Origin of the sequence: Acinetobacter sp. BIGb0196 (assembly GCF_011759595.1) — a bacterium.
Taxonomy (GTDB): domain Bacteria; phylum Pseudomonadota; class Gammaproteobacteria; order Pseudomonadales; family Moraxellaceae; genus Acinetobacter; species Acinetobacter guillouiae.
Window position 1 is genome coordinate 369,651 of sequence record NZ_JAAOZA010000002.1, and the last position, 13,110, is coordinate 382,760.

At 38.4% G+C, this 13,110-nt stretch carries 14 protein-coding genes; 9 read left to right on the forward strand and 5 right to left on the reverse strand.

Annotated features, from left to right (window positions below; genetic code table 11):
• Positions 1–535 precede the first annotated feature (535 nt).
• The gene (locus FHR28_RS14435) at positions 536–823 is read left to right on the forward strand and encodes a CopG family ribbon-helix-helix protein (protein WP_166782934.1); all 288 of its coding nucleotides are present in this window, start codon (positions 536–538) and stop codon (positions 821–823) included.
• A complete protein-coding gene (locus FHR28_RS14440; RefSeq protein ID WP_056517109.1) occupies positions 823–1,098 on the forward strand; it encodes a type II toxin-antitoxin system mRNA interferase toxin, RelE/StbE family in 276 nt (91 codons plus the stop codon). The genes FHR28_RS14435 and FHR28_RS14440 overlap by 1 nt, the downstream gene beginning before the upstream one ends.
• A gap of 201 nt (positions 1,099–1,299) precedes the next feature.
• Here FHR28_RS14440 and FHR28_RS14445 read toward each other — a convergent pair whose 3' ends face one another.
• Complete coding sequence (locus FHR28_RS14445) at positions 1,300–2,319, reverse strand: carbon-nitrogen hydrolase family protein (RefSeq protein WP_166782935.1); 1,020 nt, start codon at positions 2,317–2,319, stop codon at positions 1,300–1,302.
• A 247-nt stretch (positions 2,320–2,566) separates the two neighbouring features.
• Here FHR28_RS14445 and FHR28_RS14450 point away from each other — a divergent pair, with 247 nt between their 5' ends.
• Both FHR28_RS14450 and FHR28_RS14455 read left to right on the forward strand, forming a co-directional pair.
• Positions 2,567–3,508 carry a helix-turn-helix domain-containing protein gene (locus FHR28_RS14450; RefSeq protein WP_166782936.1) on the forward strand — a complete coding sequence of 314 codons (942 nt, stop codon included), beginning with the start codon at positions 2,567–2,569 and terminating at the stop codon, positions 3,506–3,508.
• A 350-nt stretch (positions 3,509–3,858) separates the two neighbouring features.
• Positions 3,859–4,617: an SIMPL domain-containing protein gene (locus tag FHR28_RS14455; protein ID WP_105713914.1), complete on the forward strand. Its 759-nt coding sequence runs from the start codon at positions 3,859–3,861 to the stop codon at positions 4,615–4,617.
• 67 nt (positions 4,618–4,684) lie between these two features.
• Here FHR28_RS14455 and FHR28_RS14460 read toward each other — a convergent pair whose 3' ends face one another.
• Positions 4,685–6,004, reverse strand: a complete 1,320-nt coding sequence (locus FHR28_RS14460) for a DUF445 domain-containing protein (protein WP_166782937.1) — start codon at positions 6,002–6,004, stop codon at positions 4,685–4,687.
• A 28-nt stretch (positions 6,005–6,032) separates the two neighbouring features.
• Positions 6,033–6,599: a CC0125/CC1285 family lipoprotein gene (locus FHR28_RS14465; protein ID WP_004718687.1), complete on the reverse strand. Its 567-nt coding sequence runs from the start codon at positions 6,597–6,599 to the stop codon at positions 6,033–6,035.
• A gap of 239 nt (positions 6,600–6,838) precedes the next feature.
• On the opposite strand from FHR28_RS14465, the gene FHR28_RS14470 reads away from it, so the two are divergent.
• A complete protein-coding gene (locus FHR28_RS14470) occupies positions 6,839–7,366 on the forward strand; it encodes a dihydrofolate reductase family protein (protein WP_105713911.1) in 528 nt (175 codons plus the stop codon).
• Between the two features lie 99 nt (positions 7,367–7,465).
• On the opposite strand, the gene FHR28_RS14475 is transcribed toward FHR28_RS14470, so the two are convergent.
• On the reverse strand, positions 7,466–8,005 hold the full coding sequence (locus tag FHR28_RS14475) for a DUF924 family protein (RefSeq protein ID WP_004718682.1): 540 nt from the start codon (positions 8,003–8,005) through the stop codon (positions 7,466–7,468).
• 210 nt (positions 8,006–8,215) lie between these two features.
• Between FHR28_RS14475 and gshA the strand changes: the two genes are divergently transcribed.
• The 3 genes from gshA to FHR28_RS14490 all read left to right on the forward strand — a co-directional run bounded on the left by gshA (position 8,216) and on the right by FHR28_RS14490 (position 10,909).
• Positions 8,216–9,793: a glutamate--cysteine ligase gene (gene gshA / locus FHR28_RS14480; RefSeq protein WP_166782938.1), complete on the forward strand. Its 1,578-nt coding sequence runs from the start codon at positions 8,216–8,218 to the stop codon at positions 9,791–9,793.
• A 28-nt stretch (positions 9,794–9,821) separates the two neighbouring features.
• A complete protein-coding gene (locus FHR28_RS14485) occupies positions 9,822–10,316 on the forward strand; it encodes a disulfide bond formation protein B (RefSeq protein ID WP_004718679.1) in 495 nt (164 codons plus the stop codon).
• A gap of 77 nt (positions 10,317–10,393) precedes the next feature.
• On the forward strand, positions 10,394–10,909 hold the full coding sequence (locus tag FHR28_RS14490; RefSeq protein ID WP_166782939.1) for a hypothetical protein: 516 nt from the start codon (positions 10,394–10,396) through the stop codon (positions 10,907–10,909).
• A 36-nt stretch (positions 10,910–10,945) separates the two neighbouring features.
• Here FHR28_RS14490 and FHR28_RS14495 read toward each other — a convergent pair whose 3' ends face one another.
• Positions 10,946–12,277 carry an alpha/beta hydrolase gene (locus tag FHR28_RS14495; RefSeq protein ID WP_004818342.1) on the reverse strand — a complete coding sequence of 444 codons (1,332 nt, stop codon included), beginning with the start codon at positions 12,275–12,277 and terminating at the stop codon, positions 10,946–10,948.
• Positions 12,278–12,520: 243 nt separating this feature from the next.
• Here FHR28_RS14495 and FHR28_RS14500 point away from each other — a divergent pair, with 243 nt between their 5' ends.
• Positions 12,521–13,105, forward strand: coding sequence for a YqiA/YcfP family alpha/beta fold hydrolase (locus FHR28_RS14500; RefSeq protein WP_004718672.1), 585 nt, complete (start codon positions 12,521–12,523; stop codon positions 13,103–13,105).
• The last annotated feature ends 5 nt before the right edge of the window (positions 13,106–13,110 follow it).

Genomic DNA, 13,110 nt, shown 5'->3' on the forward strand with positions numbered 1-13,110 from the left:
ATGCGAAATGCTCGAATTTTTCCTTTTCACATCAATATCTTAGTTGAAGCCGTTCTAGAGTTTAGCGCACTAGAACGGCTTTTGATTGATTTTTCACGTTCCACGATTTTTAAATCAAATTTTTACATAATTGAAAATCATATAGACTTTTTTGATCAAATATTTTGAACATACTAGATTGAATCGCTTTTTTACTGGTTTGATTAAAAGTCTCTACTTTCTAATAGTTCATTCTGTGTATTTGGAACGTGACCAAAGATATATTTTTCTTTGCTTTGAAAGAATATATCAAAGCTTTGGCCCATTAAGGGATCATACTGGCTTTGATTCTGATAAATCGGTGCTATTCGAATGATGTAGTAATTTACACAAACCGATATATCCAATGGTTTAATGGCAACTAGTTCGTTTTTATAGCTAAATATCTATGAATCAAGCAGTCATTTACTTCAAGATCCATCTAAAGGTTTTTTGTGCGTCATATATTGCTTTGTGTTATATTTGAATTCAAATGTAACACATTGGAGCTGAAACTATGACAGAAGCGACTTTCACATTCCGAGTGGATGAGTCTTTAAAGAAAGAGTTTTCTAGTTTTGCGAAAGATATGGATCGTAGCGGAGCACAATTATTACGTGATTTCATGCGCGATTTTGTAAAGCAACAACAAGAAGCAGCATCTTATGATGTCTGGTTTCAAAAGCAAGTACAAATTGGCTTAGATCAGGCGAATGCGGGAAATCTGATTTCTCATGAGGACGTAGAAGCTAAATTTGTTGCAAAACGAGCTGCAACATTGGCACGATTGACTACTAAAAAGTAATGAATATTCTTTGGACCGTAGATGCACAATTAGATCGTGAGAGAATTTATGATTATCTTGATGAAAGGAATCCACTCGCTGCAATTGAATTAGATGAGTTAATTCGAGAGAAAGTAAGTTTACTTGCCCATAATAATCTCATGGGACGAATTGGACAAAAGAAAGAAACAAGAGAATTGGTTGTTCATCCACATTATGTTGTGGTGTATGACATTGTAGATACAGTCCGTATTTTAAGAGTCTTACATACATCGCAACAGTGGGATGCTAATTAGAAATAATTTAATTTGATAGAAAAATGTTATCAAAATTTAGGAAATTATTATTTGAGACATGGTTTAGAATTTATTTTAAACAATAAATTATTTTATATCCAAGGAGCCACTATTAAAAGAAGGCCCTTATAGAACCTTTCTTTAATTAAAAATTGATCAAGATTGAGTTCGCCTTCACAACTAAAAATAGCAAATCCTCACTTATTCTCCTTCAACCTCCAATTCTGCTGTCACATCAATATTTGTTGGTTCGACAGTGGAACGTACAGTGGGTGCTGAATAGATTACGTTGGGTTTATGTTGAGTATTAAAGACCAGCTGAAAAACATCTGGACGAGAATAATGCCCAACAGGATCTGCAGCATTTTTGGCAAAAATAATATGATTAAGATCAATGTCAGCGATTAACAGACCTTCTTCATCTTCGGCAAGTGGAGTGGCGAGATCACCGCCATCAGGGCCATAAATTCGTGATGCACCACCACCAGTTTTTAATAACTGTTTCTTTGTTTCATCGGTACATAGAGCGTCAATCATTTCCTGAGAAACCATCGCACAAGATGCAAGCACAAAACATTGTCCTTCAGCTGCATACAAACGTGAAGCCGCATTGTTGACTTCTGCACCGAGTGCGGCAGTCATATCCGTATATAAGCTAAAACTAGGCCATGCTGCGATATGGATTTGTTCGTGCTGCGAATACATTGCATAACGGTTTAAGGGCTGTAAATGTTCCCAGCAGCACAGCGCCCCAATGCGACCAAGTGCAGTGTCATAGACTTGCAGAGAACTACCATCACCTTCACCAAATAAAGTCCGCTCTACATGGGTGGCTTTTAATTTTCGACGAACAGCGATGGTTTCCCCATGATGATCAATAATCCATTGGGAAATATACAGACTGCCATGATCACGCTCACTCAAGCCTAAAACCACATGCATATTATATTTTTTTGCAGCATCCGCAATTTGTTTGGCTTGGTCACTATTAAGCTCAAGTGAGTTGAGATGGTATTGATATACCCATGGCATATTTGCAGCGGGAGAATCTAACCATAAAAACCATGGGTAGCCAGGAATCCAAGTCTCTGGAAAGGCGATAAGTTCAACCCCTTTTTCTGCTGCTTCGGCAATAATTTTGATGGTTTTGTCTACGCTTCCTTGTAAGTCGAGAAATGCAGGAATCGCTTGTACACAAGCGACTTTAATTGAAGTTTTCATGAGTGATCCTTTCTCAGTAACTAAGCAATATTGCACTTTTGGTTATAAAGCCAAAGATTGATCAGGGGGTATGCTGAGCAGGAACAAAAAATAGATCTATACGGAACTAAAAATTCAAAAAATGATTTCAAATTTAAAAGAGATATTTTTGCTTGATCTTAAAGTTAGGAGGCGCTGAGTTGAAGGTTTACAAATTATGCTAAACGGATTAGCTTTATTGTATAAGCGTCTAAGAATAAGAGAGACAATGATGTTTAACTATGACACAAGGCGTGTCAAAAATAAGCTGCAACGTGACTACTGGCAGGATGCGATTAGTCAAGTATTTGTACCATTGACCTGTAATGTTTCAGTACAGGATGGCTTTTTTGGTGCTTTGTCTGCAAAACATATAGGCAATATTCAACTGGTTGAAATCAAAGGCTATGGTCAACATGTTGAACGGCATGCTTCCAATATTAGACATAGTCATCATGATGAGATTTTATTTATCTTCCTGATAGAAGGTCAAATGGGTGTTCAGTATCATGGTCGTGAACAATGCCTCAGCAAAGGGCAATTTATTTTTCATGATACCCAGCAGCCGTATGATTTGTATTTGAATGGACAATTCAATCAACTGGTTCTCATGTTCCCTCGTGAACAATTTCAACAGTATTTTGGGCGACCTGACCAGTTGTGCAGTCATGCTTTTGGTGATGGGCATCCACTGAAAATTTTATTACTAAATTACGCACATGATTTATTTTGGTTTCCTGAGCAGGCTTCAACTGAACTTCAGCAGGTGGTACTGCATAAATTTTTTGATTTACTGCGTTATGTGGTTCTCGATCAGGTCAAAGACAAAACGCCTCGATCAAGTAGCCACAGCATGCTCGTACAGGTCAAGCATTTAATTCTGGAGCACTTAGACAATAGTGGGCTGAGTATTCATGATATTGCCCAAGATCTTCGTATTAGTTCGCGATATATCAGCAAACTTTTTCAACAGAATGAAACCACATTTGGCCGTTATGTGATGCAAAGTCGTCTGCAATTAGCCAAGAAGATGTTGATACAGACCAATGAACATACGCATAAGATTAATCAGATCGCCTATCAATGTGGATTTGATGATATGTCAAAATTCTCACGTGAGTTTAGAAAACATTATGGTATATCACCAAGCATGATGCGTAAGATTAACTAGATAGAACTATAAAATAGTGAGAGATAAAATTGCCGATAAGATGATTGCTAAATTTCTCATTTTTAAGCCCACAAGTTTAAGGCCATAAGGTCAAAACTGAAATTTCATTCGTTTCAGAGCAATTTTAGATGGCTTAAATACACTTTTAGCAGCGCATTTTAAGTACTGCATCAGATCATGTAGATTTCATATAATGATTGGATTAATTATTTTGATTTTTATAAGGCGTTATTAATCTTTATCAGCAATGCAAACCATAAAGCAATATTGTTTATAGGGGCAAAGTGGGTTGACTTGTTGTAGGATCCTTACTATAACTTATTTATAATAATTTTAGCGATACTACAATAATGGAAAATAAATCAATCACATATAAAACTTTATGGGTCTTTGCACTCATTCTAAGTTTAGGATTCATTATTTCGGCAAGTGTCATGGGCTATGCACTTAAGCAGTTTAATGGTGAAAAAAATTCAATAGTGGTCAAAGGGTTGGCTGAAAAACCTATACAAGCGGATCTAGCGCGCTGGGAGATTCATCTGCAAACTAGTCGTGCTTCAGACAGTGTTTCAGCCGCCTATCAATTGTTAGATCAAGAAATAAAAGCACTACAAGATTTCTTTATTGAGCATGGATTTAAAGCAACAGAAATGAAACTGGGTAATAAAAGCTCTCAACCCTATTATGAAGAAGTGAATCAAGGCGAGGGAAAATTTACCCGCGAGTTTAGAGGCTATACTGCGATGCAATCACTAGTGATAAATAGTCGTGATATTCAAAAGATTGAGAAAGCCGCAAAAGATGCGTATTTATTAGATGAAAAAGGCATCGCCATCGAGCAAAAACCGCAGTATTTGGTGTCGAATCTAGAAGAAATAAAAATGTCATTGATCGCCAATGCAACTAAAAATGCGCATAGCCGTGCCAATGAGTTTGCAAAAGTCGGTGGGGTAAAAGTCGGTGCGATGCGTTCTGCAAGTCAGGGTGCGTTTTATATTTTACCTGAAAGTGGTTCTGATGATGATAGCGATTATGGCGGTGCTTATGACAAAGCCACCATTAATAAAATTGCGCGGGTTGTCGTGACCATCAATTATGCGATTGATTGATACAGCATTTAAATTGATAAAAGTGCAGTGTTAAAAAATGGGAGCTAGACTCCCATTTTTTATATTCTTAAATCGCAAAATCAATCACAGCACGAATCACACCTAAACTTAGACCAATAAATGCACCGACCACAACACCATTAACACGGATCATATGTAAATCACCGCCTACCTCATTTTCAATCTTGGCGATCATTTCGGTAGAGTCCCATTCATGGATACGTTGACTAATAAACTTAATCACTTTCTCACTATATTGGTCACTTAAATTGATGGCAATTCCGCTGATTCGATCATTCAGCAATTCACGTACAGACCGATTTTGCATCAAGTTTTCACCAAGCTGTTGAATGGCGATACGTAAATTCATGGCAATACCCGAGTCTGCTTTAAGCAAGTCAGATTTAACCGCATCACATAAAATCACCACAGCACCAGTAATAAAGTTGAGTACCGGTTCGCTGTCTAAAAGGGCATTCTTGGTTTCATTTAAGCTTATGCTAGCATGACTATTGTTATCCGCCAATTGCAACATAAGCTCATGTGCAGCTTCTTCAATTTTTTGACGAATAGGATGCTCCTGATCAGCAAGCATGGATTCCACTTTTTCAATCACTGAATCAATGGTCCGTTGCTCAACATCAATCCCAATCCAGCTGGCACCTTTGGCAAGGCGGGAAACACCAAGCTCTTTAAACATGGTTTGAGTGATTTCACGGGTTTTTTCAGGATGGGTCATCATCCATTCATGGGCAATATCCAGTCCACGTTGTAATACATCTTGATGGAAATCATTTTCTAAAACCGCACGCAGCATTTCACTTGCCAATTGGTTCATTCGAGTATTTCGAACCCATTGCACACTGTTGTTTTGAATAAAGCGTCCAATTTGATCCTGCCCGACAAATTCGAAAATTTTCGGAACCGTTTGCTGAATCACATCCACCACTTGACCGTTATTTTTAGGATTGGCCAGCCATTGACCCACAGCAAAACTAAGATCAATACTTTTTAAACTACGTTCAACAATTTGTGGAGAGAGAAAATTCTCTTGGACAAATTTACCCATTGATTCCGCAATACGTGCTTTATTACGTGGAATGATTTCGGTGTGATCTTTGAGGAATTTAGGAATGGGAATTTTCCCAAAGGGATTACGAAACAACACGGTAATCGCATACCAATCGGCTAAGCCACCGACCACGCCAGCTTCAGCACCCAGCATGAGAATATGAATAAACCAAGCATACTCAGGCATCAGTTTGGCGGAAATGATCAAAGCAAACCATGCGACAACAGCCACCACCAAGGCGATGGTCGCAAAGCGTTTGCTTCGATCTAAGTTTGGAATTTCATTGAGAACTTCACTTTGTTCAATTCCGCTCATTCATTTTCCTAAATAGATTTCTGCATTTTTATTTCGTTGATGTTACCGCATCAGGCTGTGGTTGCAGTACTTGTCCTGTCGGACTAACACCATATTTTTGTCCTAAAGATTGCAAAATCAGACGAGCGTCAAATGCATCATTCGGTGATGATTTTTTATCTTTATAACATTCTATCGTATAGGAAATTTGCACAGGGTCAATGGTCACCACTTGTGGCATATCATAAAATGGGTCATTCCAGAACACAGGATGACGACGATAGCCCCAGCCATATGGATAGTAGTTTGATGATGGGTAAACTACCGCTTTACGAGGCGGTTGCTGAGTGCGATTACTTGGGTCATCTAAAACCTTGAAGTAAGTAAACCCATTTAAAAGCGTGGTTTGTGCGGCTTTAACAAGGTTAATTTCTTCAGCTGTTCCAAAACTCATATTGCTATTGCCTTGGAAGCTGATGCGATAGCTATGATCGTTAAGTGGAACCGTAGTGTATTGCCCAAGCTGGTCAAAGGTACGTGGTTTGCTTGGTGTCGTCGCACAACCTGTGATGGTGAGCGCCGCTGCAATAGTTAGACCAATGAGTACTTTGTTCATGTGTCTCTCCTTTCCATTCTTTTGGATGGAATTTAATGAATTTATAATCCTCAGTATATTGTTCTAAATTGATGGACTGACAATGAATTTCAAGAAGAATTTTGTTAATTCAGGATGATACTCAACAAGATAAATGACTGTTCACGTAAAATCTAAAAAATAAGCACGGTATTATGCGTATTTGATCCATGATAAAAAATAAAGACTGTTGAGAGTGAAGGCTGTTGAGAGAGGGTTAAATGAGTATTCAAATTAAAGGTTATATTGCAACAAGTGCAGATGGCTATATCGCAACACCAGATGGTTCTGTAGCGTTTTTAGCGCCATTTCAAAGTATTGACTGTGGATATGATGATTTTATCCAAGATATCGATATTGTGATTATGGGGCGTAAAACCTATGAAGTGATTTGTTCTTTTGCTGAGGCGTGGCCCTATCCAAACCAGAAAGGATTTATCGTCACTTCTAATCCTGATTTAGCTTTAACTCATGCCTCGCTTTCGCGGTGGAACTTAGGTGTGGATGAACTTGTTGAGCACCTTAAACAGAATTATAACGGCAATGTCTGGATTGTCGGTGGAACACAATTGCAGAATACTTTTATTGAACAGAAGCTGCTCAATACCTTAGAGGTTTTTATCATGCCTGTTCTTCTTGGAAAGGGCATACCGCTCTTTCCAAGTTTTGACTCGCATGAACAGCAGTTAAAGTCCATACATGCAGAAATGATTGAAAATACCATTATTAAACACAGCTATGTTTTCTAACGCTTGTTGTTTCTGATGGATCAGCATGCTTTGATGCGCTGGTCAAACAGCTTATGCAAAATATTTCTGCATAAGCTGTTTAGATAAAAATAAATAGGATTAAAAATGACTATTCGGCTGTTTTAAAAATTCAATTTCTTCTGCCGTTGAGCTTCGCCCTAAAATTTGATTACGGTGAGGATAACGCCCAAAACGATCAATAATCACTTTATGCTTTTTCTCAAAATCTAAATTGAGAGGATTGCCCAACTCTTCAAAAAGCTGTAAAGCTTGGATATGGATAATTTTTGATTCACTATGCATAAATGGCATATACAGGAATGAACGCTGTTCGGGGCTTAATTGTTGATCTAAATTTAGCTGAATTGCTTCTTGTGCTAGCGCAAGTGCTAAGGCATCTTGTGCAAAAGATTCAGCATGATCTCGATACAAATTACGCGAGAATTGATCTAAAACAATAATTTCAGCCAAGCGACCTTCTGCTGTGGCACGCCAAGTCCATAGCTCACAATGTTTGGCTTGATCCAAGGTATGTGCAAATCTTTGGTGCAAAGTTTGATCGAATGCGTCACTTTTTGCGAACCAAAATGGCTGAGTTTCTTCACTAAACCAAAAATCGATAATTTCTTGATAATTCATAGTAGTTACAATTCTTTAGTGGTAATTTTTCTATAAAATCACAAATTTTAGATGTCTTGTAGAGGTAGTTTGTGTTAAAAACTTTTCCGAAATAAAGTGAATAATTCATTTAAAACAACGATGCTTATACGTGTATATCGATAAATAACGTTATACTGCGCGCATCAAAACATTTTATTTTAAAAAATTCTTTAAGATAAGCGAGTAAGTATGAGTCAACCCGAAACGATTTCCCAATCTTTAGTACCAAATTGGGTGGATTCTACCTTATTCAGAGGCATGTTACGTGGCATCGAACGTGAAAGCCTGCGTATGCAAAGTAATGGCTTTTTATCACAGGCTGATCATCCTCAGTCTTTAGGCTCAGCCCTAACACATCCGCATATCACCACAGATTATTCAGAAGCTTTGATGGAGTTTATTACACCTCCCAAAGAAAGCATTCCTGAAGCGTTAAGCTTTTTAACCGATGTGCATGCTGTTGTGCATCGCCATTTAGAAAATGATGAAAAGCTATGGACTTTGTCCATGCCATGTATGCTGGATGACAAAGAAGAAAATATCCGTTTGGCGCAATATGGCACATCCAATATTGGTCAATTCAAAACCTTATATCGTCATGGTCTCGGCATTCGTTATGGGCGCCGTATGCAGACGATTTCGGGTGTGCATTATAATGTGTCTTTCCCAGATGCGTTATTTGAACAATTACAACAACACGAAAGCAATGAAGCGCTTAAAGCATTAAGCCTGCAAGATTATCGCAGTCATCGTTATCTTGGATTAATCCGTAACTTTATTCGTTTAACTCCTCTCGTGATGTATTTGGTAGGTGCCAGCCCTTCAGTCTGTAAATGCTTTATGACAGGGCGTGAGCATCAATTGTTGCCTTTAATCAAAGGCACATTATTTCTACCTTATGCCACAGCATTGCGTATGGGGCGTTTTGGTTATCAGAATTCTGCACAAAAACAATTGGGTATTCATTACAACAATTTAGAAAGTTACGTGGCTGAATTACAAAAAGCAGTCAATTCACCTTATGCACAGTTTAGTCATTTAGGTTTAAACGATGCCAATGGTCAGCCGATTCAAATTAATGATCACGTCTTACAAATTGAAAATGAATACTACAGCTTAGTCCGTCCAAAACAAGTGCCACAAGCAGGGGAAACGCCATCTCAGGCCTTGTCAAATCGTGGGATTGGCTATGTTGAGTTACGCGCGGTAGATGTAAATCCATACAGTGCGATTGGCATCGATGAGGATACAGCAGGCTTCTTGGAAGTGGTTGCGTTGTATTGCTTGCTTAAAGAAAGCCCAGATTTATGGGATGAAGAACAAGATATTATTGAGCAAAATCAGGCTGAAGTGGTCAATCGTGGTCGTGCGCCAAATGCGAAAATCATTGAAGCGGGTGTTGAATATCCATTACTTGAGTGGATTCAACAGCATGTCACCGCCATGCAACCACTTGCAGATCTACTCAACCAATCCTATGCAACAGATTTATATCGTCAAGCATTGACGGTGATGCAAACACGTATTGATGATGTGGATGAAACACTATCAGCGCATGTGATTGCCGATACTGTAGAGCAAGGTGGTACATGGAATTTTGGTGGCTATATGGCCAATCAACATATCCAAAGTTACGAACAACATGTATTAAGTCCGGAAATTTTAGCGTATTTTGAGGGGCTTACTCGAACATCTCTCGCAGAACAACAGCAACTTGAACAAAATACAAGTATAAGTTTCGAGGATTATCTGAGTAAATTTAGATAAAGCATTAATTAGATAATGAGGAAGTTCCATGCAATGGCGTAGTTATCGCTTCGTAAGTGGTCTTTTATTTTTGGCAAGTGTGATTGGTATGTCATTTGCGCTCTATTTAGAGCATGTACAAGGCCTTGAGCCATGTCCACTATGCGTATTTCAACGTATTGGATTGATTGGTCTAGGGCTAATTTCACTGATTGCCTTTTTGCATAACCCAAAAACAAATGTATTTAAACGCATTTATAGCTTTTTGGGTTTAGCTGCGATTTCTTGGTCAGTTGGTGTTGCCGCTCGTCATGTGTGGCTACAGAATCTACCCAAAGATCAGGTCCCAAGTTGTGGTCCCGGTCTGGACTATTGGGTCAACACTTTGCCTTTAAAGGCTGTGTTTGAAAATGTGCTTAAGGGTTCTGGCGAATGTGCCATGGTTGATTGGACTTTCTTAGGACAGTCTTTACCTGTTTGGTCATTACTGTTTTTCAGTGTATTGGCATTGATCAGTCTGTGGCAGTTGTTTAGAAAGTACTAATTTAAAAACATTAAGAGCCAGTCTAAACTGGCTCTTTTTTTATATAAACTTCAATTATTTATAAATCAAGCAAAATCATGAAGCATATAATAAATTTAGCCGGGATCAGCATACTGGTCTGTTTGGCTACAGCACAAGTCTCTGCAAAACCAGCCAGCAAAGTGGTCAGTAAAGATCTGTCTTGTCAGTTTAAATCTGAATTTGATGACACCATTCCAGCCGATGTTTCCTATATCAAATTGGGTGCTCAGCCATTTAAAAAATTTATTGTCAATCCAGATTATTTTTCAAGTCGAATTGAAGACTGTCAGTTACATGGCGGCAGATACTACGTATTGTCTGTGTCGCAGAGCCATCCTGCTAGAACGCTTGCCCAGTCGCTGATTGAGGTGACGCAATTTGATTTAACAGGCAAAAAGCTCAGCCAAAAATTTTATAATAAAGCTTGGACTTGTGAATTAAAACAAGGCTTTATTGTAAAAAATCAACGCTTATTGATTGATACCCAATGTGCAGAAAAATCAAACTTTGATGAATATGGTGACATGATTGATCCTCAGCAGAACAAGTCTTATCAAATTGAAGTGAAATAGCAGAAAAAAGTGGATTGAAGATCAGCTTTTTTGCAATTAAGTTTCAACAATCCCTTGCATACTTTCTAATTTAATCAAATATTTGCGAATTTGTTCTTCTGCCAATTCATCATGGTGCGGATAAAACCATTTGGCAATCTGTTCCGAAACCAAAGGATGATATTGAATCTCAAGATGGTTTAAGCCATAAAACACAGCTTTATGCGATTCAGGTAATTTCAACTGGAAACGTGGGTTCGGGTGTTCACCCAAGGCACTTTTAACACTGACCAGATAGTCGCCAATCACTTTTAAGGTGCGGTTTTTGCGGTTTTCAAACTCCAAGGTACCTGCAATTAAAAAGGTATTGATATGAGATGGTAGCGGAGCTGGTTTACGGTTGTCATCCATCAAACCAATACGGGCATTGTTATGCTCCCAGTCATCATCTCGAACACTTCCATAACGCAAGTCTAAGATGCCATTACTGCGGATATTGACGATATGGCTGATCATTTTAACAATCGGGAAATTACCCACTTTCTCTTGCATGGCAAATCCGAAACGTTCTAATAGCGCACCATGATGCGGAGAACCAATACAAACCAGATTCTCAACCATGTGGAACCACTGATGCATGTTTTGTTTGCCATAGAACAGCGCACTGCGAGAAACCAAGCCGCCCATACTGTGCCCAATTAAATCAATGCTGGTAATGCGAGGGTTACGTTTGATTAAATCTTCTAAAAGATTTGCCAATGAACGTCCATTGGCTGAAATTCTACGTCCAGTATTGTAGTGAAAATACAACATGGTGTTGTGATCACGTTGCGCCAAGAGTTTCTCACCAATACCGCCATTGTTACGATTGGTCCAGTCTTGATAATTCATACATAAACCGTGAGAGAAAATCACCACACGGCCAGCCAAGTCGCCTTGTTGTAATGAACCATAATGATCATAGAGCACAGGTGACAGTGCGAGCGGATTATGGGTTGCCAACAAATAATCGCCCAACACCCCATTTAAAACACTGACCAGAAAAGTCATATGAGAGGTCAATGGCTTATCATGTAAATTTGGAAAACGTTCAATGGTTTTACGTAAAATTGGGGCAATCAGGTGGCTACCATAATTTTGCAATGCGTGATAACCAAATTGATAGAATTTATCGACAATTGGACGGGATTGGAATCGTTTGGCTTTTTGTTTACTTAAGCCAAAAATACTCAGCAACATTTCACGTTGAATCGACTGGATAAAGTCTTGAACCATGCCACTGAGTGGTGTACTCACTAACTGCGCTAAACCTTCTAATACATCGGCCTGACTTGGAGGCGAACGATCCCACTTACAATAGGTTTCGTGTAAAGGGGTTAAGCTTGGCATTGTTATTTCCTCATCCATATTGATCTGGAACAAAGACTTTATTTTTGCTGTAGATCAATGTATAAATCCCTAGGCAATCATCTTATCTTGTTCATCCTGAACGCTATTTAAAATACCGATAATTGCGATTAAGTTTTAGTTTTTTGTCGGACAATATCCTGACATATACAAATTAAAACAATAATGTGATTTGAATCACATTAAAAATTAAAACATTGGTGGTAAAAAAGCAAACTATTTTCAATGAATATTATTTATTTACATGGTTTTAAAAGTAGTCCTTTATCAATAAAAGGGCAACAACTAGATGATTATTGTCGATGCTATTCATCGCATAGTGTGCATTTGCCTGATTTAAACCAGCATCCGCAACTGGTTTTAGATCAAATTTCAGCGCTCATTGAAAAATTGCCTGATGTTGCACTGGTGGGGAGTAGCTTTGGTGGCTTTTATGCGACACAATTGGTCGCAAAATATGGTGTGCCTGCTGTTTTAATTAATCCAGCTATGCGACCATGGCAATTGTTCAGTAACTTATTTGGGATTGAACAAATTCCCTATAAGATCAATGAACAATGGACTTTAGATCGTTTACAACTTAACTACTTGGAAGCGATTGCCGTGCCGTTTGTACAAGATGCAGACAAAATACTGGTCTTATTGCAACAAGGTGATGAAGTTTTAGATTATCGTGACGCTGAACGGTATTATAGTGCAGCTCCACACACATCATTGATCATGACAGAAATGCATGGTAATCATGCGATGGAAGATTTTGCAGATAAAATACCCATGATTCTGGAATTTTTATCATACTCCGTAAAATAAAAGGA

Bases quoted from the DNA above. Each gene is read 5' to 3' on its own strand.
- FHR28_RS14435 (WP_166782934.1), top strand. From the start codon at position 536: ATGACAGAAGCGACTTTCACATTCCGAGTGGATGAGTCTTTAAAGAAA.
- FHR28_RS14440 (WP_056517109.1), top strand. From the start codon at position 823: ATGAATATTCTTTGGACCGTAGATGCACAATTAGATCGTGAGAGAATT.
- FHR28_RS14445 (WP_166782935.1), bottom strand. From the start codon at position 2,319: ATGAAAACTTCAATTAAAGTCGCTTGTGTACAAGCGATTCCTGCATTT.
- FHR28_RS14450 (WP_166782936.1), top strand. From the start codon at position 2,567: ATGATGTTTAACTATGACACAAGGCGTGTCAAAAATAAGCTGCAACGT.
- FHR28_RS14455 (WP_105713914.1), top strand. From the start codon at position 3,859: ATGGAAAATAAATCAATCACATATAAAACTTTATGGGTCTTTGCACTC.
- FHR28_RS14460 (WP_166782937.1), bottom strand. From the start codon at position 6,004: ATGAGCGGAATTGAACAAAGTGAAGTTCTCAATGAAATTCCAAACTTA.
- FHR28_RS14465 (WP_004718687.1), bottom strand. From the start codon at position 6,599: ATGAACAAAGTACTCATTGGTCTAACTATTGCAGCGGCGCTCACCATC.
- FHR28_RS14470 (WP_105713911.1), top strand. From the start codon at position 6,839: ATGAGTATTCAAATTAAAGGTTATATTGCAACAAGTGCAGATGGCTAT.
- FHR28_RS14475 (WP_004718682.1), bottom strand. From the start codon at position 8,005: ATGAATTATCAAGAAATTATCGATTTTTGGTTTAGTGAAGAAACTCAG.
- gshA (WP_166782938.1), top strand. From the start codon at position 8,216: ATGAGTCAACCCGAAACGATTTCCCAATCTTTAGTACCAAATTGGGTG.
- FHR28_RS14485 (WP_004718679.1), top strand. From the start codon at position 9,822: ATGCAATGGCGTAGTTATCGCTTCGTAAGTGGTCTTTTATTTTTGGCA.
- FHR28_RS14490 (WP_166782939.1), top strand. From the start codon at position 10,394: ATGAAGCATATAATAAATTTAGCCGGGATCAGCATACTGGTCTGTTTG.
- FHR28_RS14495 (WP_004818342.1), bottom strand. From the start codon at position 12,277: ATGCCAAGCTTAACCCCTTTACACGAAACCTATTGTAAGTGGGATCGT.
- FHR28_RS14500 (WP_004718672.1), top strand. From the start codon at position 12,521: ATGAATATTATTTATTTACATGGTTTTAAAAGTAGTCCTTTATCAATA.